This window comes from Leptotrichia sp. HMT-225 (assembly GCF_030644325.1).
GTDB classification, from domain to species: Bacteria; Fusobacteriota; Fusobacteriia; order Fusobacteriales; family Leptotrichiaceae; genus Leptotrichia; species Leptotrichia massiliensis.
In genome coordinates, this window is sequence record NZ_CP130323.1 from 326,127 (window position 1) to 351,006 (window position 24,880).

At 29.8% G+C, this 24,880-nt stretch carries 23 protein-coding genes; 14 read left to right on the forward strand and 9 right to left on the reverse strand.

The genetic code is table 11. The features are described from left to right. Positions 1 to 1,239: a tyrosine--tRNA ligase gene (gene tyrS / locus QU666_RS01605; RefSeq protein WP_021768778.1), complete on the forward strand. Its 1,239-nt coding sequence runs from the start codon at positions 1 to 3 to the stop codon at positions 1,237 to 1,239. 195 nt (positions 1,240 to 1,434) lie between these two features. On the opposite strand, the gene QU666_RS01610 is transcribed toward tyrS, so the two are convergent. Next, positions 1,435 to 1,560, reverse strand: coding sequence for a hypothetical protein (locus tag QU666_RS01610; protein ID WP_304984853.1), 126 nt, complete (start codon positions 1,558 to 1,560; stop codon positions 1,435 to 1,437). A 524-nt stretch (positions 1,561 to 2,084) separates the two neighbouring features. Between QU666_RS01610 and acpS the strand changes: the two genes are divergently transcribed. From acpS to QU666_RS01655, 9 genes are all read left to right on the forward strand, one after another. Then, a complete protein-coding gene (acpS, locus tag QU666_RS01615; RefSeq protein ID WP_036069698.1) occupies positions 2,085 to 2,453 on the forward strand; it encodes a holo-ACP synthase in 369 nt (122 codons plus the stop codon). Between the two features lie 21 nt (positions 2,454 to 2,474). Continuing rightward, the gene (locus tag QU666_RS01620) at positions 2,475 to 3,764 is read left to right on the forward strand and encodes a thioredoxin family protein (protein ID WP_021768068.1); all 1,290 of its coding nucleotides are present in this window, start codon (positions 2,475 to 2,477) and stop codon (positions 3,762 to 3,764) included. 118 nt (positions 3,765 to 3,882) lie between these two features. Further along, on the forward strand, positions 3,883 to 4,698 hold the full coding sequence (locus tag QU666_RS01625; protein ID WP_036069701.1) for a toxin-antitoxin system YwqK family antitoxin: 816 nt from the start codon (positions 3,883 to 3,885) through the stop codon (positions 4,696 to 4,698). 500 nt (positions 4,699 to 5,198) lie between these two features. Then, positions 5,199 to 6,101, forward strand: coding sequence for a DNA-binding protein WhiA (whiA, locus tag QU666_RS01630; protein ID WP_021768070.1), 903 nt, complete (start codon positions 5,199 to 5,201; stop codon positions 6,099 to 6,101). A gap of 28 nt (positions 6,102 to 6,129) precedes the next feature. Continuing rightward, positions 6,130 to 7,143: a tetraacyldisaccharide 4'-kinase gene (gene lpxK / locus QU666_RS01635; RefSeq protein WP_021768071.1), complete on the forward strand. Its 1,014-nt coding sequence runs from the start codon at positions 6,130 to 6,132 to the stop codon at positions 7,141 to 7,143. Positions 7,144 to 7,280: 137 nt separating this feature from the next. Then, positions 7,281 to 8,060, forward strand: coding sequence for a hypothetical protein (locus QU666_RS01640; RefSeq protein ID WP_021768072.1), 780 nt, complete (start codon positions 7,281 to 7,283; stop codon positions 8,058 to 8,060). A 189-nt stretch (positions 8,061 to 8,249) separates the two neighbouring features. Then, positions 8,250 to 9,521 (forward strand): serine--tRNA ligase, encoded by a 1,272-nt coding sequence (serS, locus tag QU666_RS01645; protein WP_021768073.1) that lies wholly within the window; start codon positions 8,250 to 8,252, stop codon positions 9,519 to 9,521. A 154-nt stretch (positions 9,522 to 9,675) separates the two neighbouring features. Then, a complete protein-coding gene (locus tag QU666_RS01650; RefSeq protein ID WP_021768074.1) occupies positions 9,676 to 10,395 on the forward strand; it encodes a GH25 family lysozyme in 720 nt (239 codons plus the stop codon). A 216-nt stretch (positions 10,396 to 10,611) separates the two neighbouring features. Then, positions 10,612 to 11,595 (forward strand): class II fructose-bisphosphate aldolase, encoded by a 984-nt coding sequence (locus tag QU666_RS01655; protein WP_006805020.1) that lies wholly within the window; start codon positions 10,612 to 10,614, stop codon positions 11,593 to 11,595. Positions 11,596 to 11,833: 238 nt separating this feature from the next. Here QU666_RS01655 and QU666_RS01660 read toward each other — a convergent pair whose 3' ends face one another. Further along, positions 11,834 to 11,959, reverse strand: coding sequence for a hypothetical protein (locus QU666_RS01660; RefSeq protein ID WP_304984854.1), 126 nt, complete (start codon positions 11,957 to 11,959; stop codon positions 11,834 to 11,836). 284 nt (positions 11,960 to 12,243) lie between these two features. Here QU666_RS01660 and QU666_RS01665 point away from each other — a divergent pair, with 284 nt between their 5' ends. Beyond that, positions 12,244 to 13,857 (forward strand): CTP synthase, encoded by a 1,614-nt coding sequence (locus QU666_RS01665; protein WP_021768075.1) that lies wholly within the window; start codon positions 12,244 to 12,246, stop codon positions 13,855 to 13,857. A gap of 730 nt (positions 13,858 to 14,587) precedes the next feature. Here the strand turns inward: QU666_RS01665 and QU666_RS01670 are convergent. The 7 genes from QU666_RS01670 to QU666_RS01700 form a co-directional block, all read right to left on the reverse strand. Then, positions 14,588 to 14,848 carry an HPr family phosphocarrier protein gene (locus QU666_RS01670; protein WP_006805017.1) on the reverse strand — a complete coding sequence of 87 codons (261 nt, stop codon included), beginning with the start codon at positions 14,846 to 14,848 and terminating at the stop codon, positions 14,588 to 14,590. Between the two features lie 123 nt (positions 14,849 to 14,971). Next, entirely contained in the window at positions 14,972 to 16,603 is a 1,632-nt protein-coding gene (locus QU666_RS01675) for an NFACT family protein (protein ID WP_021768076.1), read from the reverse strand. Between the two features lie 22 nt (positions 16,604 to 16,625). Continuing rightward, the gene (locus QU666_RS01680) at positions 16,626 to 17,288 is read right to left on the reverse strand and encodes a MarR family winged helix-turn-helix transcriptional regulator (RefSeq protein WP_021768077.1); all 663 of its coding nucleotides are present in this window, start codon (positions 17,286 to 17,288) and stop codon (positions 16,626 to 16,628) included. Between the two features lie 64 nt (positions 17,289 to 17,352). After that, positions 17,353 to 17,991 carry a ribulose-phosphate 3-epimerase gene (gene rpe, locus QU666_RS01685; RefSeq protein ID WP_021768078.1) on the reverse strand — a complete coding sequence of 213 codons (639 nt, stop codon included), beginning with the start codon at positions 17,989 to 17,991 and terminating at the stop codon, positions 17,353 to 17,355. Between the two features lie 33 nt (positions 17,992 to 18,024). After that, positions 18,025 to 18,936, reverse strand: a complete 912-nt coding sequence (rsgA, locus tag QU666_RS01690) for a ribosome small subunit-dependent GTPase A (RefSeq protein ID WP_232218388.1) — start codon at positions 18,934 to 18,936, stop codon at positions 18,025 to 18,027. Positions 18,937 to 18,993: 57 nt separating this feature from the next. Beyond that, positions 18,994 to 19,947: a PASTA domain-containing protein gene (locus QU666_RS01695; protein WP_021768080.1), complete on the reverse strand. Its 954-nt coding sequence runs from the start codon at positions 19,945 to 19,947 to the stop codon at positions 18,994 to 18,996. Positions 19,948 to 20,493: 546 nt separating this feature from the next. Continuing rightward, a complete protein-coding gene (locus QU666_RS01700; RefSeq protein WP_369750575.1) occupies positions 20,494 to 20,637 on the reverse strand; it encodes a hypothetical protein in 144 nt (47 codons plus the stop codon). Positions 20,638 to 20,969: 332 nt separating this feature from the next. Here QU666_RS01700 and QU666_RS01705 point away from each other — a divergent pair, with 332 nt between their 5' ends. From QU666_RS01705 to QU666_RS01715, 3 genes are all read left to right on the forward strand, one after another. Next, the gene (locus tag QU666_RS01705) at positions 20,970 to 22,103 is read left to right on the forward strand and encodes an SIMPL domain-containing protein (RefSeq protein ID WP_036069707.1); all 1,134 of its coding nucleotides are present in this window, start codon (positions 20,970 to 20,972) and stop codon (positions 22,101 to 22,103) included. Between the two features lie 77 nt (positions 22,104 to 22,180). After that, a complete protein-coding gene (locus QU666_RS01710; RefSeq protein ID WP_021768084.1) occupies positions 22,181 to 23,242 on the forward strand; it encodes an SIMPL domain-containing protein in 1,062 nt (353 codons plus the stop codon). 211 nt (positions 23,243 to 23,453) lie between these two features. Beyond that, positions 23,454 to 24,848, forward strand: a complete 1,395-nt coding sequence (locus QU666_RS01715; protein WP_036069708.1) for a sucrose-specific PTS transporter subunit IIBC — start codon at positions 23,454 to 23,456, stop codon at positions 24,846 to 24,848. Positions 24,849 to 24,880: the final 32 nt, after the last annotated feature.

Consider the following 24,880-nt stretch of genomic DNA (forward strand, 5'->3'; position numbering starts at 1 on the left):
ATGAGTATAGATAGAAATAATGAAATAGAAGTAAAAAATGAAGTAGAAAGACAATTTAATATTTTGAGCCGTGGGTGCGATGAAATAATTAATGAGAATGAATTTAAGAAAAAGTTGGAAAAATCAATTTCAACTAATACTCCGCTACGGGTTAAATTGGGGATAGATCCGACAGGTTCGGAGCTGCATTTGGGACATGCTGTACCTTTGAGAAAATTGAAGCAGTTTCAGGATTTGGGGCATGAAGTACTGTTTTTGATTGGAACTTTTACAGGGAGAATTGGGGATCCAACAGGAAAATCTGAAACTAGGAAGATGCTGTCAGAGGAGCAAGTAAGTGAAAATATAAAAACATATTTGGATCAAGTAAAATTGATATTGGACTTGGATAAAATAAAAGTAGTTTATAATGCTGACTGGCTTGAAAAATTATCACTTTCAGATGCGTTGAATTTATTGTCACAGTTTACTGTATCGCAAATGATTTCGAGAGAGGATTTTTCAAAAAGGCTGGCTGAAAATAAACCAGTTTCATTGATTGAATTTATGTATCCGATTTTACAAGGATATGATTCAGTTGAACTGAAGGCTGATGTGGAATTGGGAGCAACAGAACAAAAATTTAATTTGCTAAGAGGGAGAGATTTACAGAAAAACTTTGGACAGGAGCAGCAAGTCTGTATGATAATGCCAATTCTGGTAGGGCTTGACGGAGTGGAAAAAATGTCTAAATCACTTGGAAACTACATTGGTGTAAAGGACACTCCTAACGATATGTTTGGTAAAGTTATGTCAATTTCAGATGAATTGATGGAAAATTACTATACAATGATAACAGATGTTCCTTTTGAAAAAATTGAAGAAATCAAGGCTCAAATTGCAGATGGAAGTTTACATCCGATGGAAGCTAAAAAGCATTTGGGGGCAGAAGTTGTAAAAATTTACTACGGTGAAGAAGCCGCTAAGGAAGCAAGAGACTGGTTTGAAAATGTATTCAATAAAAGAAATCTTGACGTAGATTTGCCAGAAGTGGAAGTTCCTTATGGAGAAATTAATGTAATTGACTTGCTTGTAAAAGAAGCAAAATTACTTGGAGGAACAAGTGAAGCAAGAAGGCTAATTTCACAAGGTGGATTCAAAATAAATGATGAGCCAATAAAAGATATTAAGGCAAGTGTAAATGTCGAAAGCGGAATGATTATTAGGGCTGGGAAAAAGAAAATTGTGAAAGTGAAATAGTAAATTTTAAAATAAAAAATCTCTATTTAGGAATTATTTTTCTTATGTAGAGTTTTTTTTTAATAAATATTAATATTAAATCCCGTTTAGAAATAGGAATAAATTTTTATAATAAAGTTGTTTAATAGCAAATTCGTAATTATTCAATTAAATTATTTTTTAGATATTTTGATTAATAAATATTTTTTCATATTACTATGTTTTTTCTTTTTTATTTTCGTAGGATTGCTCATTGCCGCAAATCCTACAACCTATGGCTAGTCTACGACATTTTTCTATACTGACAAAAAACTCGCTATGCTCAAACAGTTTTGCCAGCACAGAAAAATACTCCGACGGGTTATTTATGCTAGACTATGTTTGAAAAATGAAAAAAATATACGTAAACTTATTTAAAATTAAACTACTAAAATTATACAAATTTTGTATTTTTAAAAATTTGTAGTATAATCTAACAATAGCAAAATATAAATTTTTTGTTATTAATAGTTAATTCTTTTATTTTTATATTTTTTCTTTTTTTATAAAGCAAAGGGGAACAGTCGCCATGCCCTTTTATTTCCCAATATTAGTTATTTCAATTTCTTCAAATTATAACATCTGAAGATTTTGGCGAAAGTGCTATGCACTAATCCCCGCTTGTCTAAGCATTTTTTGAAAACAAAATCGAAATTCTCTACGTAAAACTTCGCTCAAACAGTCGATTTTATTTCCAAAAAATCACAATATTTTTATTTGATTATAACAAATAATTTTATAAAAAAAAAGATAGCTATATAAATAAAAAAATAATTATTCATAAAATTAGTTTTTAAATAAATAGAAAATGAGGGAAGATGAGAAATATGGAAATATACGGTATTGGGACGGACATTATTGAAATATCCCGAATTGAAAAAGCGATTAACCAGACAAGCCTTTTTAAAAGGAAAGTTTATACGGAAAAAGAAATTGAGCATATTGAAAAAAAGAGACATCCGTATGCCAGCTATGCAGGGAGATTTGCTGCGAAAGAGGCGGTTTCTAAGGCATTTGGGACTGGGGTGCATGGGTTTTCGCTGAGTGATATTGAGATTTTGAATGATGAGCTGGGAAAGCCTTATGTAACGCTTTATAATGCGATAAAGGAGAAGGCACAGGGGCTTAAAATTCAGATTAGTATTTCGCATAGCAGAGAATATGCGGTTAGTACGGTAATCATTTATAAAAAATAAAAAAGAAAGGTGTGAAAAAAGATGTTTTGGAGAAAAGATTTTAATATTGGGATAGAGAAAAATAGATTTTTTGCGTTGATGATTATGCTTTTTGGTATATTTTGTATAAGTCAGATTGGTTATTCTGCTGAAAATAGTCAGGCAAAGAAAGTAAAAATTGAGTACTTTGGTAGAAAAGACTGTAAAAATTGTGCAAATTTGGAGAAATTTTTGAAGGAATTATCTACTAAAAGGGATGATTTTCAATATGTGGAGCATAAAATTGATGAAAGCAAGGAAGAAAAAGCGTTTTTTGATGAAACTGCATCGAAGTTAAAACTTGTGAAGGGGACTCCGATTATTTACATTGACGGACATATTATTCAGGGATTTAATACAGCAGACACAACTGGAAAAGAAATTGAAAGCTTGATAAATTCTGGGAAAATAAAGGACAAGATTTTGACTTTGAAGGAATATGTGGAAAGTGGACAGACGGGAAATGTGAGTAGTAATGGTGCAGTTTGTACAGGCGATACGGTATGTGAAGTGCCAGGACTTACGAAAGGTGCTGAAAATCAAGTTCTTGTAAATATTCCGATTATTAATAAGACTGTTGACTTGACAAATTATTCGCTGCTTACAATGTCAATAATTTTGGGAACAATTGACGGATTTAATCCTTGTGCAATGTGGGTTCTAGTATTATTTTTGACAGCTTTGATTGCTGTTGGAAATAAAGTGAAAATGTTTCGTGTTGCAGGGCTGTTTATTTTTGCGGAAGCTGCGATGTATTTTTTTATTTTGAATGCCTGGATTTATGCTTGGGACTTTGTAGGACTGGATAAATGGGTAACTCCGCTTGTTGGAATTATTGGAATTGCTGGTGGAATCTTCTTTATTAGAAATTACTTGAAAAAAGGTGATACGCTGGAATGTGAAGTGACAGATTTTGAGCAGAGGGCAAAAATTTCTAAAAAGATAAAGGATATTGCCAACAAGCCATTTACATTACTGACAGCACTTGCAATTATTGGTTTAGCACTTTCAGTAAACGTAATAGAATTTGCTTGTTCAGTTGGAATTCCTCAAACATACACAAAAATACTTCAAATAAACGAAGTTCCTTTCTGGACTAGACAATTTTACACATTTATCTACATAATTGGCTATATGATAGATGATATAATAGTTTTTGGATTTGCCTTAATGAGTGTAAATAAATTGCAATTGACTACAAAATATTCTAAATGGGTAAATCTGTTTGGTGGAATTCTTATGATAATTTTGGGACTCATAATGCTAATTAAGCCAAGTTTGCTTATAATGTAAACTAGAACTAGAAAAATCAACAATTTAGTTTAAAAAATGGAAAAAATTTGTTATAATGTAAAAAGGTAAATTAATAAAATAAAAAAACAAATTTTATAAAATAATAGGAGATATGAAAATGAAAAAAAATAATAGCAAAAAAATATTTTTTATCGCTGGAATGATGATGTTATCAGCAGTTGGATACGGAAAAGATGTCTTTGCAAATTATGGGACAAATTTTGGGAAAGTTAGATTATCGAAGCTTAGCTCATCAAATATGGAAGATGTAAAAAGAATAGATTCTAGCACTTATGAATTGACAGGAAGCGGAGAGTACAGAATTATGGAAGAAGGTGGAAGACGGCTTGTTGTTAATTTGAGCAATGGGATGCTCAATGGGAAATATGATGAATTTTATGCAAACGGAAATAGATTTACAATAGGAAATTATAAAAATGGGAAAAAGGAAGGAGAATGGACGGTTTATACTGAAAATGGAAAAGTCTGGAAAAAATATCAATATAAAGACGATCAGTTAAATGGACGTTATTCTTCATATTATGGAAAAACAGGGTCTCAGGAAACAGTTGGGAACTATGAGAATGGAAAAATGACAGGAACTTGGACTGAGTATTATGAAAATGGCTCGAAAAAATCACAAGGAAATTATTCAAATGGACAGAAAAATGGATTATTTAGTGAATGGAACACTAACGGAGGTAAAAAATCTGAAATCAATTATGTAAATGATGAAATAAATGGGAAAATGAATGTTTACTACGAAAGTGGAAGACCTTTGTACGAAGCAAACATGAATGGAGAAACTGGAACTGTAAGAGGATATTATACGGATGGAAGCCTTGGATTTGAGGGAAGTATTAAAGGCAGAAGAAGAACAGGAACTTGGACTTATTATGATAAATCAGGGAATCCTAGAAAAGTAAATTATTAGGCTTGTTGTAGTTTTAATTATTAAACCCTATTTAAATAACGAATTTATTACAAACTTTTTTAATAAAGGATATAAACCTAATGTTTTCAAGTAATTTAAGATATAACTTTCATTTTTTAAAAAGAATCTAATATAAATTAATCTGTCGGATCATTTTTCTGTGCGGGCAAAACTGTTTGAGCATAGCGAGTTTTTTGTCAGCATGGAAAAATGTCGTAGACTAGCCATAGGTTGTAGGATTTGCGGAAATGAGCAATCCTACGAAAATAAAAAAGAAAAAAGTTGAATGATTATAAATTATCTATTGAACAACCCTATTATAAAAATTTATTTTCATTTTTAAATGGGATTTAGTATTAATAAAAGTCTGAAAGTCCTTATTTTAACGAAATTTTATAAACAAGTGTATAGGTCTTATAAAAATAGAGCAATAATAAACAGCAAAAAGTCAAAAACTTTAATTTAGGAACAGAGAAAAAAATATAAAGAGAGGGGGAAAAATGTCGTATTCAGCAAATGTAAAAAGAGAAATCTTTAATTTAGAAAATTCAGATAAGGATACTATTTATGCAGAGCTTTTTGGAATTTTTATTGCAAAGAATGTAATTACAGAACATGGAATTTATTTCAGTACTGAAAATGTATCGCTTGCTAAAAGAATTTATTCAAATTTACGGGCAGTAACAAATATTCCAATTCAGCTAAAATACGTTATTAGTAAGCGTCTGGGAACACATAAGCTGTATGAAGTGATACTTTTTCCCACTCAGCACAATCAGCAGGAATACAAATCATTTTTAAAAAAAATATACTTTCACAAAAATTTTTCAGTTGTGGAAAATGAAAAACAGCTAGCTGGTATAATTAGAGGTTTTTTCCTTAGCTGTGGATATATAAAGTCTCCAGAAAAGGCTTACGCAATGGACTTTTTTGTGGATACCGAAGATTCTGCCACTTATTTGTATTACTTGTTTAAACAGATGGGGAAAAAGGTTTTTCAGACAGAGAAAAAAAATAAGAGTCTTGTTTATTTAAGAAATTCAGAAGACATTTTGGATATAATTTTTTTAATTGGGGGAATAAATTCGTTTTTTGAATTTGAAGAAGTTACGATAAATAAGGAAATTCGGAATAAAATTAATAGAAACATGAACTGGGAAATAGCAAATGAAACTAAAAAACTGTCCGCTTCTGAAAAGCAGATACGCATGATAAAAGTAATTGATGAAAAAATGGGGCTTTCAGAATTGACAGACGTATTAAGCGAAACAGCAAGAGTTCGGCTAGAAAATCAGGAAATGTCCCTACAGGAACTGGCAGACTTAATGGAAATTTCCAAATCCGGAATAAAAAATAGATTTAGACGGCTAGAAACAATTTACAAGGGACTGATAGAAAACTAATTAAGAAAGCTAAGCTGAGGAAGAATTAATGAAATTATTGTCGATTATATATGGATTTATCGTGTTTTTACGAAATAAACTTTATGACTTGAAAATTTTTAAGGAAAAAAAAGTTGATGGAGTGGAAATAATTTGCATTGGAAATATTGTGGCAGGAGGGACTGGGAAAACACCAGCTGTGCAGTATTTTGTGCAAAAATATTTAGAAAAGAATAAAAAAGTTGGAATTCTGAGTCGAGGTTACAAGGGAAAACGGGAAACTGATTTACTGCTTGTACGGGATGAAAAAGAGATTTATGCCACTTCAAAGGAATCGGGAGATGAAGCCTATTTGCATGCCTTAAATTTTCAAATTCCTGTCGTAGTCTGTAAAAATCGTTACGAAGGTGCAACTTTTTTAAAAGAAAAATGCGGTGTGGAAACAATTATTATGGACGATGGCTTTCAGCATAGAAAATTGAAAAAAGATAAAAATATAATTCTAATTGATGCAACAAATCCTTTTGGAATGGACGATTATTTGCCAAAAGGCCGATTGCGGGAGTCACTTGATTCTTTAAAAAGAGCTGATGAAATTATTATTACAAAAAGCAATTATGTTTCAAGAGAAGAAATTGCGAAAATTAAGGAAAGATTGGCAAAATATCAAAAACCAATTTCTGTTGCCACTTTTGAAGAAAGTTATTTTTATAAATTAAATTTTGAAAATAGGAAAAAGTTTGGTAAAATAAATAATGAAAACAATATAAAAAATGAAAAATTTCCATTAGAAATTATTAAAAATAAAAATGTTCTGATTTTTTCTTCAATAGCAAATCCAGCTGTATTTTATCAGACAATAAAAAAATTAAACCCAAGTAATATTGATGAAATAAAATTTACAGATCATCACGTTTACACAAATGAAGAAATTTTGAAAATAAAGGAAAAATCTCAAAATTATGATTATGTTTTGACAACGGAAAAGGATATTGTGAAAATTGATAAAAATATAGAAAATTTAATGATTTTGAAAATGCAATTTAAAATTGTTGAAAAATAAATTGAATTTAAGGTTTTGGTGAAATCAAAATTTTACAAATAAAAGTTATAAAATCAAATATAAAAATATTGTAATTATTAAAAATTTTAGGCTTTTTACAAAGACTATAAAATGAAGCAAGAGGGAGGAATTAAATTTTGACTGAAAATAAAAAGCTGGAAAGTGAAAATGTATTTTTAAATACAGAAAATTTTTCACAATTTATTCTAAAATATAAAAATAATTTTGAAAAACGAAAATATTTCCAGCTTGACAAAAATTTTAAGATAACAGCTAAAGAACCATCATTTATACTAGAATTGGGATATATTTATTTTAGTGAAAATGAAAAAAATGAAGATACAAAACAAATCATAAGTGAACAATTTTTGGAAACATTTAAAGAAAAAGACAAAAAAATAGAACGGTTAAGCAAAGTTGAACTTCCCAAATTAATAGATGGATTTAGAAGAAGCATTTTTAATAAAGAATCAATTTATGCTGTAAAATTGGGAAATGAACTGCTTTATCGGAATAAAGATAAATTTTTTGAAATTTTATACAACTATTCATTAATTTCAACAGATACAAATAAACTTGTAAAAACTTTTTTTGCAGAAAAAATGATAGAAAAAGTTGAAACTGAAAATGGTTCAAAATTTAACGAAATTCGTGATAAAATAGATGAGATAATAAAAAATGTCATAAATTATTTCATAAAATCTGATTCAGCTTTTCTAAATTTTGAAAATGTGGAAAACTTAAACTATTTTGTGGAAAATCAAGCTGATGAACTTTACAAAAAAATTTATGTGGAAAATTATGATAAAATTGTGGAAAAGTATAATATTCAAAATGTAAAAAAAATAGAATTTAGTAAAAATTATGATTTTGAAAATTTAAGTGAAAGTAAAAAAGTGTTGTATGAGTATCTTTAAAGTTTTTAGTTTTTATAAGATTAATTATTGTGAAAGAGAGCGTGGCGTATGATGTCTTTACGTTAAAAGGAAGTTTAGAAATATAAAATTGTTAATCAAAGTAATATTAAGACAAAGATTTACTAAATTGCTAATAGTAAAAAACAAATTAAATAGATATATTAATTAAGAAAGGAATTAAATAGAGTTATGCTAGAGATGAGATATATAAGGGAAAATGCTGATAAAGTCAGAGAATATTTAAAAAATAGAAATAGTGACTTTGATTTGGATTCGTTGCTGAAATTTGATGAAGATAGAAGAAATTTGCTTCAGGAAGTGGAAATGTTAAAGAAAGAAAGAAATGAATCAAGTGCATTGATAGGAAAATATAAACAGGAAGGAAAAGATCCTGCTGAACTACTTGCGAGAATGCAGACTGTCAGTGCAAAAATTAAGGAACTTGACCAAAAGGTGGCAGAAATTGATGAAAAGCAGTTGGAACTTGCTTATACGATTCCAAACAAATTAAGTGATACAACTCCAGTTGGAAAAGATGAGGATGATAATGTAGAAGTTAGAAAATGGGGAACTCCACGAGAATTTGACTTTGAAATAAAATCACATGATGAACTAGGAGTAGAATTAGGGATTTTGGATTTTGAAAGAGGGGCAAAACTTGGCGGTTCAAGATTTACAGTTTATAAAAATGCGGCGGCAAGACTGGAAAGAGCGTTGATTGCGTTTATGATTGATGTTCATACTGGGGAACATGGGTTTGAAGAGATTTTTACGCCACAATTAGTCAGACGGGAAATGATGGTGGGAACAGGACAGCTTCCAAAATTTGCTGATGATGCCTATAAAATTGAAGGCGATGAAATGTATTTGATTCCAACGGCAGAAGTTACACTTACAAATTTACATAACAGCGAAATTCTGGATGAAGAGGAATTGCCTAAATATTACTGTGGATACACAGCTTGCTTCAGAAAGGAAGCCGGTTCTGGAGGGCGTGATTTAAAAGGCCTTATAAGACAGCATCAGTTTAACAAAGTAGAAATGGTAAAAATTGTAAAACCTGAAACTTCTTACGATGAACTTGAAAAAATGGTAAACTGTGCAGAAAAAATATTGCAAAAACTCGAATTGCCATATAGAGTGCTGGCACTTTGCAGCGGAGATATAGGATTTAGTGCGGCAAAAACTTATGATTTGGAAGTTTGGGTACCAAGCCAAGGAAAATACAGGGAAATTTCTTCTTGCTCAAATACAGAGGACTTTCAAGCTAGACGTGCAATGATTAAATACAGGGAAAAAGAAACTGGAAAGAGCCATTTTGTCCATACTCTGAATGGATCGGGGCTTGCAGTGGGAAGAACATTGCTTGCAATTATGGAAAATTACCAGCAAGATGATGGAACTATAAAAGTTCCAGAAGTACTAGTGTCTTATATGGGTGGAATGACAGTTATAAAATAATAAAATCGTTATAACCAGCTATCAAATTAATCTGATTTTTTCATAAACTGTTAAAAAACCACTTAAAAATGAAATTCAATAATTCAATAATAGAAATAAATTATTAAAATTTTGAAAACAATTTTGTTATTAAAAACGACTGAATGGAGAAAATATGGCGAAATTTATAAAATTTTTGACAATTATGATAATTTTTGGAGGGATAGCGGGGTTTTTGGAATTTAACGGGTATTTGTATCATAATGATATTTTGGCGGAATTAGCTGGATATAAAGTTCAGGGGCTGGATATTTCACATCATCAGGAAAAAGTCAACTGGACTCGTGTAGATAAGAAATACAAATTTATTATTTTGAAAGCAACTGAAGGACAAAATTTTCTTGATACAGATTTTTTATATAACTGGAATAATGCCAGATTGAATGGCTTTATAGTGGGAGCATATCATTTTTTTACAATGACGAGCAGTGGAGAAGCACAAGCTGATTTTTACATAAGCAAAGTGCCAGCTTCTGACAAAACTTTACCACCAATGATTGATTTGGAAATATCTACAAAAAAATATAAAAAACCAGATGTAATCAAGCATTTAAAAGATATGGTTGAAAAACTTGAAAAACACTATCAAAAGAGAGTAATTTTTTATGTAAATTATAACACTTATAATGCATATATAAAAGGTGAATTTCCTGAAAATAAAATTTGGATTACAGATTATAAATATTTTCCTAAAATAGAAGAAGATAGCAGGTGGATAATCTGGCAAGTTTCAAGACGTGGAAGAATTGAAGGAATTCCAGGCTTTACAGATAAAAATGTACTTAGAAAAGGAATGACAGTGGAAGAATTGATAAATCAAAATAAAATAAATTGACAACCATTGTTATAAAAAGTTTTAAAATTAATAGGAAGTAAGTTACCAATACCAAAATTTAATTTAAAATTTTATTTTGGTGGTATTTAAGCATATATTTAAAAAAATATTTTATTTTTAACTATTATTTTTTGTTTTCTATTGATTTTTATACAAAAATTTGGTAACATATAATTAAAGAAGTTAATCTAATTAATAAATATTAGGAGGCGTAAAATGAAATATCATTTTAAAGATTTAGGATTAAGCAACACTAAAGAAATGTTTGCTAAAGCAAATAAAGAAGGTTACGCAGTACCTGCTTTTAACTTTAACAACATGGAACAATTACAAGGAATTATCGAAGCGTGTGTTGAAGAAGGATCACCAGTAATTCTTCAAGTATCAACAGGTGCAAGAAAATATATTGGTAAAGAAATGTTACCTTGGCTTGCAAAAGCTGCAACAGCTTATGTAGAAGCATCAGGATCAGACATTCCAGTAGCATTGCACTTGGATCATGGTCCAAACTTCGCTGAAGCAAAAGACTGTATCGAATACGGATTCTCTTCAGTAATGTATGACGGATCTCACCACCCTTACGATGAAAACGTTGCAGAAGCAAAACAAGTTGCTGATTTCGCTCACCAACACGATGTTACAGTTGAAGCTGAATTAGGAGTTTTAGCTGGAATTGAAGACGATGTAGTAGCAGCAGAACACGTTTATACTCAACCTGATGAAGTTGAAGACTTCGTAACAAAAACAGGAGTTGATTCATTAGCAATCGCAATTGGAACTTCTCACGGAGCTCACAAATTCAAACCAGGAGACGATCCTAAATTAAGATTGGATATCTTGGAAGAAATCGAAAAAAGAATACCTGGATTCCCAATCGTATTACATGGTTCATCAGCAGTACCACACCAATTTGTTGAAATGATTAATCAATATGGTGGAAAAATTGCAGACGCAATTGGTATCCCTGATTCAGAATTAAGAAAAGCCGCTAAATCAGCAGTAGCTAAAATTAACGTAGATACTGATGGAAGATTAGCTTTCACAGCAGGAATCAGAGAAGTATTCGCTAAAAATCCTGGAGAATTTGATCCTAGAAAATATGTAGGACCTGCAAAAGATTACATGAAAGAATACTACAAAGATAAAATCAGAAACGTATTTGGATCAAATGGAGCTTACAAAGCTGGAGCTGCAAGATAATAACAAATAAAAAATGAAAATTAATTTGGATTATCTCAAGTTTATTCTCAAACTTGGGATATTCCTTTTGAGTTTTACATAAATAAGATTTGTTTAAAAGAGGTGAAAATTTTTTTTTTCCTCTTTTTTTGTGGAAAAAACAACATGATTATTTAAAAATAAATAGAAAAATAGTTATTGTTTAAAAAGGAGAATAAATTTTTACAATAGGGTTGTTCAATAGTTAATTTACAATCATTCAACTTTTTTCTTTTTTATTTTTGTAGGATTGCTCATTGCCGCAAATCCTACAACCTATGGCTAGTCTACGATATTTTTCTGCACTGACAAAAAACTCGCTATGCTCAGACAGTTTTGCCAGCACAGAAAAATGCTCCGACGGATTAGTTTATACTAATCTCTATTTAAAAAATAAAAATTATATCTTAAATTACTTGAAAATATTAGGTTTATATCTTTTATTAGAAAAGTTTATAATAAATTCGTTATTTAAATGTGGATTAGTATTAATCAGAATAACTAAAACAGAAAAAAAGAGATTTAATAGAATAATTTAAAAAATAATAGCTTACTAAATTAAGTGATATTTTATAAAAATGCCAAAAATATTTAAAATTGAATAAATAGGAATAGAAAATAGGAGGAAAAATGAATACACATAATGATTCAACAAAATATATATTTGTTACAGGTGGAGTTGTTTCATCGCTTGGAAAAGGAATTGTGGCTTCTTCTTTAGGGAGATTACTTAAAGAAAGAGGCTATAAGGTTACAATTCAAAAGTTTGATCCATATATAAATGTGGATCCAGGAACTATGAGCCCTTATCAGCATGGGGAAGTTTTTGTTACAGAGGATGGAGCAGAAACTGATTTGGATTTGGGGCATTATGAAAGATTTATCAATGAGAATCTGACAAAGTATAATAATTTGACAACTGGGAAAATTATGTCAAAAATTATTGCGAAAGAGCGTCGTGGGGAATTTTTAGGAGGAACTGTACAAACTGTGCCTCACATGACAGATGAAATTAAGTACAATGTTATAAAAGCAGCTGAAGAAAATGATTCGGATATTGTAATTACTGAGATTGGAGGGACAATTGGAGATATTGAAAGTGATCCGTTTATTGAAGCGATTCGTCAGTTGAAAAGAGAAGTTGGAAGAGAGAATATTGCTTACATTCATGTAACGTTATTGCCGTATTTGAAAGCAGCTGGGGAGCTTAAGACTAAACCTACACAGCACAGCGTAAAAATGCTTCAAGGACTTGGAATCTCGCCAGATGTGATTGTAGTGAGAAGTGAACATCCTGTTGATGAAAATATTAAGAAAAAAATCTCTCTTTTCTGTGATATTGATGAAGAGGCGGTTATTGAATCACTTGATGCAAAAAGCCTTTATGAAATACCATTAACTATGGAAAAATTAGGACTTGCCGATGTAATCTGTAAACATTTTAAAATAAAAAATGAAAAGCCATTACTGATTGAATGGACTAAAATGGTGGAAAAATTCAAAAATCCTAAAAAGCTTGTAAAAGTAGCAGTTGTTGGAAAATATATCGAATTAAAGGATGCTTACATAAGTATTCATGAATCAATAGAGCATGCTGGGTTTAATCTTGATACAAAAGTTGAAATTGACTATTTTAAGGCTGGAGAATTTGACGTGAAAAAACTGGCTGATTATGACGGAATTTTAGTGCCAGGTGGATTTGGCGACAGAGGAATAGATGGAAAAGTTGAAGCGATTAAATTTGCAAGGGAAAATAACATTCCATTTTTTGGAATCTGTCTTGGAATGCAAATGGCGTGTGTAGAATTTGCAAGAAATGTGCTTGGCTATAAAGGTGCTACTTCAACAGAATTTGAAAAGGACACTTTATATCCAATTATAAGCCTTATGGAAGAGCAAAAAGGTTTGAAAGATATGGGAGGAACAATGCGTCTTGGGGCATATCCATGTATATTAAAAGACGACAGTTTAGCTGCAAGAGTTTATGGAAGAACTCAGATTGCTGAAAGACACAGACATAGATACGAATTTAATAACGCTTTCAGAGAAGAATTTGAAAAAGCTGGAATGGATATCGTAGGATTATCTCCAGACGGAAATTACGTAGAAGTAATCGAAATAAAAAATCACCCATACTTCATAGCCTCACAATACCACCCAGAATTCAAAAGCCGTCCAAATCGTCCACATCCATTGTTTACAGGCTGGATAAAAGCGGCATTAAAGAAACGAAGCGAAAAATAATAGTAATTAATTAAAAAATAATTTAAGCAGGAAAATTTTTATTAATTAGGAGTTTTTCTGCTTTTTTTATAAATTTTAAAATAATTCTATATAAAACTGTTTTAAAACTGAATTCAAAAGTTATGACTATTTGACTCAAACCTTAAATTTGTATAATTTTTAGTAGTTTAATTTTAAATAGATTTGAGTATAAAATTAATAAAAAATAATTATTATATTATCTTCTGTTTAAAAATGAGAATAAATTTGGTTGTTCAATAGCTAATTCATAAACTGATTCCTAATCATTTAACTTTTTAATTTTTTCTTTTCGTAGGATTGCTCATTGCCGCAAATCCTACAACCTATGGCTAGACTACGACTTTTATTTGCCCAACTCCGAAACTCCTCCTTACAGTCGTCAAACAGTCGCAGTTGAACAAATAAAAGCTCCGTCGGTTTATTAAAACAAAAAAATTATATTTTAATTATTTTGAAATACTAGTTTTTTATCCTTTATTGGAGAAGTTTGTAATAAATTCGTTATTTAAATAGGATTTAGTATAAGAAAAAACAATTATTAAACAAAACAGTTCAAAATATAAATTCACAGAATAGTTAGTCTGAAAATAAATAAAAAAAGACAATCTTAAAAATAAGAAAGTCTTTTTTTCTAGTTCAATAAAACATATTTTCTATAACAAATCTATAAAAAACAATATTTTTATTTTACTTAATTACTACAAATTTATTAGTCTCTGATAGTTGCTAATAATTCTCCTAATACTTCAACTGCTTCATCAGCATCAGGTCCTTCAGCATGAACTGTAACTTCTGAACCGTTTTTAATTCCAATTGATAATAATTTCAATAAAGATTTTCCATTTACTTTTTTTCCTTCGTTTTCCACTTCTACTGAACTTTCAAATTCTTTTGCTTTAGCAACAAATACTCCACCTGGTCTTGTATGTAATCCTGTAGGATTTGTCATAGTAACTGTTTTACTTGCCATTTATTTATCCTCCTTAATTATATCTCTACCTTAATTTTACAACAGTTTTTGATATTTGTCAATAAGTATGAAAGACATTTTTTCTGTTAGTCAGTCAAACAATATAGTTTGTTTAGAAAAAAATTATTGAACATCAATTAATAAAGAGTGGAAGTTTGTATAAACCACGTTTCCTGGTTTACTGTTTTTTATTTTTTTTAGAAATTTTCGTTCGCAGTAGTCGACTGTAACTTTGTCCCCTTTTTTTGCTTTAGAATATTCACAGGCAAGGTTTGCAGCGTGCAGGAGAACATCTTCTGGAACTTTCTGATTGTTTCGCAAAATAAGGACATGGCTTCCAGGAATGTCTTTTATGTGCATCCAAATGTCGTTAGGCTGTCCTTTTGAAAAGGATATTTCTTCATTTTCCTTGTTGTTTCTTCCAACGAAGATTTGAAAGCCTTTGTAGTCAAACGACAATAAATCACGTTTTTTTGGTTTATTCAATTTAATTTTATTTTTTGATTTATGTCCATTATTTGTTAAATTCAGTTCGTTTTCAATTTCTTCAATTCCAATAAAATCATTTTCTTTTTCGATAAACATTTTTATTTCCTCAAAATATCTTATTTCATTTTGAATGTCTAAAAATCTGGAATCTAAGGCTGAAATTGTACGTTTTCCTTTATTATATTTATTGTAATAAAAGTTTAAATTATCATTTGGAGACAAAAGCGGATCCATATTTATTGTAACTTCCTCATTATTATAAAAATCAAAAACCGTGATTTTTTTCATTCCATATTTTATCTGATGCATATTTGCTGCCAAAATATCTCCAATATTTTTATATTTTTCAAAATTTTCATTTTTTTTTAAGTCAACTTTTATATTTTTCTTAATTTTTTTGAATTTTTTTATTTGTGAATCAACGTATTTTAGTAGATTTTTCTTTTTTTCACTAATAACGTTGGAAGTAATAGTTGTTTTAAAATAAGCATTTAAACCTTCATTTAAAGTTTCAAAATATTTTCTTTCATTTTCTAAAGTTGCATTTTCCTTTTGATTAAATTCAGAAAATTCGTTGTAAGTTAGCACTTTCTGGATTTTTCCACGATTTATGATTTCATACATTACTGGCTTATAACTGGATAAATATTTTTTAAAAGTGTGGTAATCCTGAGAACATTCCAGTGCAAAGGCACGTCCGACACCTTCGATTTTTTCCATAAAAGTTTCAGTTTCAAATGGAAAATTTTCGTCTTCCAGATAAAGTGGCGAAATCTTTTTTTCCTCAAATGGCAAAGTATATCTTGCACCTGTCATAATAACACGGTTTCCAACATCAATTGAAGTAAAATAAAGCACAGAGAGAATTTTATCTTTGCTAGTTAAGAAAATATTGCTCGCTTTTCCCATAATTTCAATAATTAATGTGTATTTTTCCACATCTCCAAACTGATTTAACTTCTCAAAGTCAAAATATACAATTCTATCAAAACCTTCCTGACGAATATTTATTAAAATTGAATTTTGTAAATATTTTTTTAGTGATAACAAAAATTTTGATTGAAAATCAGTATTTGGATCTTTTTCGTCTTTTAAGTAAAAAATTGTTGAATTGTCCTTTACTTGAAAAATCAAGTTATTCTTTCCAAAAAAAAGTGAAAATGAAACTCTATCATATTGAAAAATTTTTGTCAATTTATATCGTAATATTTTTTCTTTTATCTCTTTTATCAAAAATGAAATTCCAATTCCATCTAAATAAAGCATATTTCACTCCTTTCTCACAATTTTAAAGAGCATTTTTTCTAACCATAATATTTTCTGCATCTTCAATATTTAGTATCTTCTCATCCCCATCTACGAGCAAAGTTATCAAATATTTATCAATATTTATGATTTTTATTAGTGATTTTATCATAACACCTTTTTCATTTAAATATTTTCTGATTGCAACACTTCCTTTTATTGAAGAAACTTGAACCAAATCGTCTTTTTCAAAATTTAGTATTGATTCAGGCTGAATATCCTTTTTGACTTTATCCAGATTTTGTACAATTGTTTCAAAAACCTCGATAAATGTTTCTAATTTCTTTGATGGAATATCATCTGTAATTTTTTCAAGAATATTTGAGTGAAAATCTCCATGATAGTTTAACGCAACTTTTCCTTTTGAAGTAAGTCTTACAAAAACTTTACGCCTGTCAATATCCGACCGGGAGCGTTCCAGAAATTGTTTGTCAGTCAGCTTGTTTACGGCGACTGAGGCTGTTCCCATTGTAATGCCTAGTTTGTCAGACAGTTCATTCATTGTAATTTCATTTTCCCCAATCGCTTCAATAATATGAAGTTCAGATGTAGTCAAGCATTTAATTACCTGATTTAAATTTATTTCTTCAATTTTATAATATGTTTTATAGAATTTGTCTAATAGATTTTCTATTTTTTCATACATTTTAATTGTTCCTTTCTTACTTTATTTCTGACTTTTTCATAACTTTATTTATTTTTTAAAATTATTATTTTAAAGATTCAATTTTTTCTTTATAATTTCCGCTAAAAATATATGAACCTGCAACTAACACATTTGCTCCAGCTTCTTTTACAAGTTTTCCAGTTTCAGCGTTGATTCCTCCATCCACTTCAATATCAATATTTTGGTTAATTTTTCGCAAATCTTTTATTTTTTGAAGCATTTCAGGAATGAACTTCTGCCCGCCAAATCCTGGATTTACTGTCATAATTAACACCATATCAATGTTATCCAGATCATATTTTATAACATCCAGTGGAGTAGAAGGATTTAATGCAACTCCTACTTTTTTTCCAAAAGATTTTATTAGCTGGATTGTTCTGTTTAAGTGCTTTGTAGCTTCAGCATGGACTGTGATTATGTCTGAGAATTGTGCAAAATCTTCTATTAAGTAATCTGGTTCGTTTACCATAAGGTGAACGTCAAATACAAGATTGCTATGTTTTCGTAAAGATGAAATAACAGGAGCTCCAAAGCTGATATTTGGTACAAAATTTCCATCCATAACATCTAAATGCAGATATTCTGCTCCTAGTTTTTCCACTTCCGTAATTTCTTCTTTTAATTTGCTAAAATCTGCAGCAAGCAGTGAAGGTGCGATTATTGTCCTTTTTTCTTTAATCATAAAAATCAACTCTTTCCTTTTTTTATTTTTAAATTATTTATTAAATTTTATATTTTGTAATGAATATAGATAAAAATCATATCGTTCTTGCGAAATATTACCATTTTCCACATTTTCCTTTATTGCACAGTTTGGCTCGTTTACGTGAATACAGTCTCGAAATTTGCAGTTAGGAATAAATTCTAAAAATTCTGGAAATAACTTTTCCAGTTCCTTTTTTTCTTCCAGTTTTGGAAAGTCCAATGTCGAAAATCCTGGAGTGTCTATTATGTACGAATGTGGTGCTGACATAAAAAATCGGCTTTCTATTGTTGTATGTCGCCCTTTTTTTGTTTTCTGGCTGACATCATTTGTAACTAGTACTTCTTTACCAATTAGAGTGTTTATAAGCGTGGATTTTCCAGCTCCCGATGGTCCTGAAATTACAACTGATTTTTTATTTATATATTGCTGTAATTCCTTAATTCCAGTATTCGTTTCAGTTGAAATTGGGAAAATAGAAATTGTTTCTTTAAAAATTTGTCTAAACTTATTAAAAAATTCTTTCAGCTCGTCTTCTGAAACCAAGTCAATTTTTGATAATATTAGCACAATTGGAATATTTTGAGAATTTGCGTTTAACAGCATTTTTTGAAAATTTGTAAAATCAAAATTTGGACTTTTTATTGCAAATAAAATACCAATAAAATCAATGTTTGCAATTAGTGGACGATATAAAAAGTTTTCCCTTTTTTCAATTTTTTCAATAACTTTTTCCTTTTCGTCAAATTCTACAATATCCCCGATAATACAGTTCATTTTATTATTTTTCACTTTTAATGTTCCACGTAACTTGCATTCATAAATATTTTCTTCATTCAAATTTTTGGAATTTTCATCTAAAACATAGTAAAATCCTTTTATTTTTCTAATAACTTTTCCTTTGATAAAATATTTGGGAGAAATTTCAAAATAACATTCAAAATAACTCCCATCTCCTTTCTAAATTTTTAATCCTTTTAACTATTCGTCGCTATCTTCATCGCCACCAGAATCGTGGTTATTTCCGCCGCCTCTTGAACCATTACGTGGCGAAGACTGTGAATTTCCATTGTTTTGCTGTTCGGTACCTTGCCGATCCATTTGGTTAATGGTGTTGTCGATAATTCTTTCTATTTCTTGATTATCTATTTCTTCCTGAGATTGATTGATAATTTCCTCTGTTGATTTTTCACGTTTTTGCGGAGCAGCTCCAGTATTCAATACAATTGATACCTTTTGTCCTCTCTGAATCTTCGTTCCAGCCGCAGGATTTGTTGAAATAATTGTATTTACAGGCAATGTTGGGTCACTTGTACGTGAAATATTTCCAATATCAAGCCCAATTTGTTTTAACAGTTCTCTCGCATCGTTTAAATCAAGTCCTGTTATATTTGGCATAACTGACGGATCTACCATTTGCTGTGAAGAAACCAGTATTGAAATTTTTTGGTTAATCTCAAGTTTTGTACCTGGTTTTGGATAAACTCCCAAAATTGTATTATATTTCTGATTAGACGGATAATAGTCAATCGTTTCAATCTGAATATTTTGCCCTTTTAACCGAGATCTTGCTTCAAGTAGCTCCAATCCAATAATATTAGGGACTTTTACATCTTCCCCATTATTTACCCAGATTCTTATAACTCTGTTTACCTTTACTTCCTTGCCTGGACGTGGATCCTGATTATAAACCGTATCCAGCGGTACTTTTTCTGTCTTGGAATTAATAACTTTGACTTTTAACCCAGCTTTTTTCAAATATTTTACAGCATCCTTCTTGTCAAGATTCATAACATCAGGAATAACTGTAAGCCTAGTGTTAAAAAAGTGACGTTCAAAAACATCCTTACCAAATCTTATTAATGCCACTAAACAAAGCAGTACAATAATAGTTCTAAAAAATTTTCCATAATTAAATTTATATTTTGTGGCCATTTTTCACCTCGTTATTTTTATTGTTAATTCTTTACTCTATATAATATCATAAATATTGAAAAAATGATATAAATTTATTTTTTTAGATTGTAATTCTTCTTTTATATTTTTTAAGAAATCTTACTTAGAAGAAATTAATTTATGTGACATATTACAAAGCGTAGTTTATACAAATATGGAATTTAATCTAATACAAGATAACGAAGAATTAAATGATGTTAAAAAGGTAACAGGCAAAATAGAGATGAAATTAATTTGGTAGTTTTGTAAATCTAATTTTTAAGTATCCATACAAGATTTTCATAATAAGGTTATTTAATAGCTAATTCATAATCATTAAATTAAATTTAATTAAAGTATGTTTTAATAGTTACATAAGGTTATATAATAATGTAATCTTATAAAAAATGCGTTAATTCCATGAATTTTCTGATTTTTACTATTTAAATGGGAAATAGTATCAGACAGAATAGAAATAGAATATTTACTCAAAAAAAGCAGGAAAGCATTCCCTGTATGAGAAGCTCCTGCTTTTATTACATATAGCTAGTATGTCCTGTTTCCGTACTTGTCTACGCAGTAGGCAACACCATCATTTCTTCTATAACATCTTATACCTTTTTCAGCCATTCTACGATCTGAATCTTTCCAAATAGCTATATCTTCTGCAGTACATCCGACGACAGACATTGCAAGTATGATTGTGAGTAAAATTTTCTTAAACATTTCATATCATCTCCTTTTATTTTAAATATTTATGGCAAAAATTTATTGTATTTTATGTATTAGTTATTTGTGTTCTTTTTATATTTTTATTATACAATATTTTAATCTGGAATACAAATTGCTTTTTATATTTCTTAGGAAATTTAAAAAATAAAATTATATCTAAATTATAATGTAATTTCAAATATTTTGAAATAAAAATAAAAACCCTCATTTACTTTTAATATACGTGTGTTATACTTGTATAAAAGATATGGAATTTTAAAAAATAATAAATAAAAATTATGGAGGGAAATATGAAAAAGATAGCAATTGCACTTTTTTCACTGGTGAGCATACTTTCGTTTAGTGCGAATGAGAATATTGTCAGAAAGATAAGTGTTACTGGTAATGCAGAAAGGGAAGTTATGCCAGACTTAGCAAAGATTAACTTTAAGATTGAGGAAAAGGGGAGTAACTTGAGTCAGACGACTAATGAGGTTAATAAAAAAATTGAGAAGTTTAAAAGTGAATTGAGAGCTAGGAAAATATCGCTTGAAAATTTGGAAACAAAGGCATTTTATAACAGGAAAGGGAGCGAATATCAGAATGATGAGGATATTCTGGATGTGAAAACTGTTCCAAATAAAACTATCAAAAAGACTGATAAAAAGCCAACTTCTTATGATGTAAATATGTCAATGCTGGTAAAAAATACTGATTTTAACAAGATTTCAGCATTGATTGACTTGGAAGACGGGGATAATTTGCAAAGCATTCAGAAAAATTTTGATGAAAATACATTTGCATTTAACATAAATGAAAACGGAACAACTGTTGATCAAGCTTTAAATAAAGTATTTAACAAACTTAATACTTCAAGAAGAAAGCTGATTTCAGCTGGAATCCCTGAAAGTGATATTATTTTGAGTGATTATACGATAAAAGAAAATTATACAACAGATAACAAAAATTCAAGAAAAGATGTCTACTATGTTACAAACGAGTTTGTGCTTACGACAAAAAATATAAAGGAGCTTAATACTATAATTTCAATTGCAGATGATAATGGAATAAATATAAACGGCTCAATTAACTTTGACTTGTCAGATAAAGACAGAATTGAGTCAGAAATGTACAAAGATGCCTATAATCAGACAAAACAAAAGGCAGAAAGCATTTTGCGTTCCAGTAAAATGAAATTGGGAACACCGATTATTGTGAGTGAAGATGTGGAATTTCAGCAAAAAATGATTGACAGGATTGATCAGGCCTGGGAAGTAAAGTATGAAGCAGCACCAGCACCGATGGCAGAATATTCAAATGCTAAAGTTTCAGCTTATTCAGTATCAACGTCTTCACGAATGGATAGCAAAAAGCCAAGAGTTGACTATACTCCAAAACCATTAAAACTTGTGCAAAATATATCAGTTATGTATGAAATGAAATAACAAAAATAGTATAACTTTATATTTATACTAGACTATGTTTAAAGACTCAAAATTAAATTTTAGAAAGGAATTTTAAAATGAAAAAAATAATAGCGATACTTATAATGATTTTTTCGGTAATATCATTTGCAGATGGCGAAGTTGCTGGAAAGAGAATACAAGTTAGAGGAGTTTCACAAAAGGAAATTATGCCAAATTCGGCAAAAATTGCCCTTACAATTCAGACTGAAAACGAAAGTTTGGATAAGGCAAGTGCGGAAAATTCACAAATTTTAGAAAGATATAAAAGATTGCTTGCTCAGACTGGGACAAAATACAACAAGATTAATTCGACAGGATATTCCACTTATGAAACATATAACTGGGATACGATAATTGAAAACAAAGGGAAAAAGGAATATAAAACAAAACTTTCAGTAGAAGTTGACAAAATTTCTCTTGATGCGTTGAAAAATTTTATGAGTGTTCTTGCAGCTGAAAAGATTTATTCCTTGAACAGAAGTAAAAACGGGACATATATTTTCACTGTTGAATCTCAGGATGCAACAAATAAACAGGCATACCAGAATGCAATGTCAAAATTTAATGATATTCAGCAAAAATTGAGCAAAGCAGGAATTCCCGCAAATTCAGTAAAAATCTCAGGATACGACAATAAGGAAGTGAGCCTTGAAAAAAGAACAAGCAATAAAAAAAATATCCAAGTCGTTTCACACCAGATAGAAGTTGAAACAAGAGATTTAAAAAATCTTGGAAACATCATAAATGTAGCAAGCACATTGGGAATCGGTACGACTGGGCAAATCGAATACGATATTGACAATAAGCAGCAGTTGGAAAATGAACTTTACGAAAATGCCTACAAGGAAGCCTTGAAAAAAGCCCAAGTTATCTTAGGAAAAACAGATTTAAACCTAAAAAATCCTGTTACAATCACAGATAAATCATATGGAGTTATCCAGCCTTATTACGATTACAACTACAATTACTACAACGAAGCCAGTTACGCAACTAATTTAGTGCAAGTGAAAAAAAGCGACAGAGAACTTCTCGATGAATCTACAAGAAGAAACATCGTAATTTCTCCAAAGAAATTAAATATTTCAAAAACTGTCTACATCGAGTTTGAAATGAACTAAAAATCTAATTTAAGAAAACTGCTGTATTTATATAATATAGTAGTTTTTATTTTCTTAAAAATCAACAAAAAATTAAAAAGAAATAATTTTAAAATTAATAAACTATTGTAATTCAAATAAAGTTATATTTTTTTTCAAATAGGTATTGACTTTTAAAAAAAATGAGGTATAATTGATGTAATTTTTTCAAAAAACTGTGAAGGAGATAAAAATGGCAAAAAGTTATGAAGAAATAGCTAAAGAAGTGATAGAAGCTATCGGAGGAAAAGAAAATATAAGTTCATTTGCACATTGTGCAACAAGACTTAGAATTATGGTAGTTGACAAGGATAAAATCGACAAGGACAAGGTAGATAATATTGAAAAAGTAAAAGGAACAATGTTTAATTCAGGGCAGTTTCAGGTAATATTCGGAACAGGAACTGTAAATAAAGTTTATGAAGCTGTTCAAGGACTTGGAGGAGTAAGTGAATCTTCAGTATCCGATATGAAAAAAGAAGCAGCTAAACAAGGAAGCGTTATTCAAAGAATTTCAAGAACATTTGGAGACATTTTTGTTCCAATTATACCAGTATTAGTTGCAACTGGTTTATTTATGGGGCTTCGTGGATTATTAACAAATGAAAATTTATTAAAATTGATGGGAACAACACCAGAAAGTATAAATCCTAATTTCTTAATGTATACACAAGTATTAACAGATACAGCATTTATTATTTTACCAGCGTTAGTTGCATGGTCTGCATTTAAAGTATTTGGTGGATCACCTGTATTGGGAATTGTATTAGGTTCTATGTTAATTAGCGGTTCTTTACCGAATGCTTATCAAGTAGCATCAGGAGATGCACATCCAATAATGTTCTTTAAGTTTATTCCAGTAGTTGGATATCAAGGAACAGTTTTACCAGCATTATTCGTAGGTATGATAGGAGCAAAATTAGAACAAAGATTAAGAAAAGTTATCCCAGATGCATTAGATTTATTATTAACGCCATTTATTGTATTTTTGGTAATGAGTACATTAGGATTATTTGTTATTGGTCCAGTATTTCACAGTCTAGAAAATTATATTTTAATTGGTACAGAATGGATTTTAAAATTACCGCTTGGAATAGCAGGAATAATAATTGGAGGACTTCAGCAATTAATAGTTGTAACAGGAGTACACCATATATTTAACTTCTTAGAAATTCAATTACTTGCAAAAGATGGATTCAATCCATTTAATCCATTATTATCAGCAGCTGTAGCAGGGCAATTTGGAGCAGTTCTAGCAGTTGGTATTAAGACAAAAGATGCGAAATTAAAAGCATTGGCATTGCCATCAGCATTGTCAGCAGCATTAGGAATTACAGAACCAGCAATTTACGGGGTAAACTTAATTAAAGGTAAAGGAAAACCTTTCTTAATGGGTCTTGCTGGTGGAGCAACAGGTGGATTTTTAGCTTCAATTTTTGGACTTAAGGCTTCTGGAATGGCAGTTACAGTAGTACCGGGAATGTTGTTATTCTTAAATGCACAAATGCCTTTATACTTAATTTCGATAATAGCAGCTTCAGGAGTAAGTTTTGCATTAACATATACAATGGTAAAACTTGATAAATAATAAAATTTTAGCGGGAGTCTTTAACTCCTGCT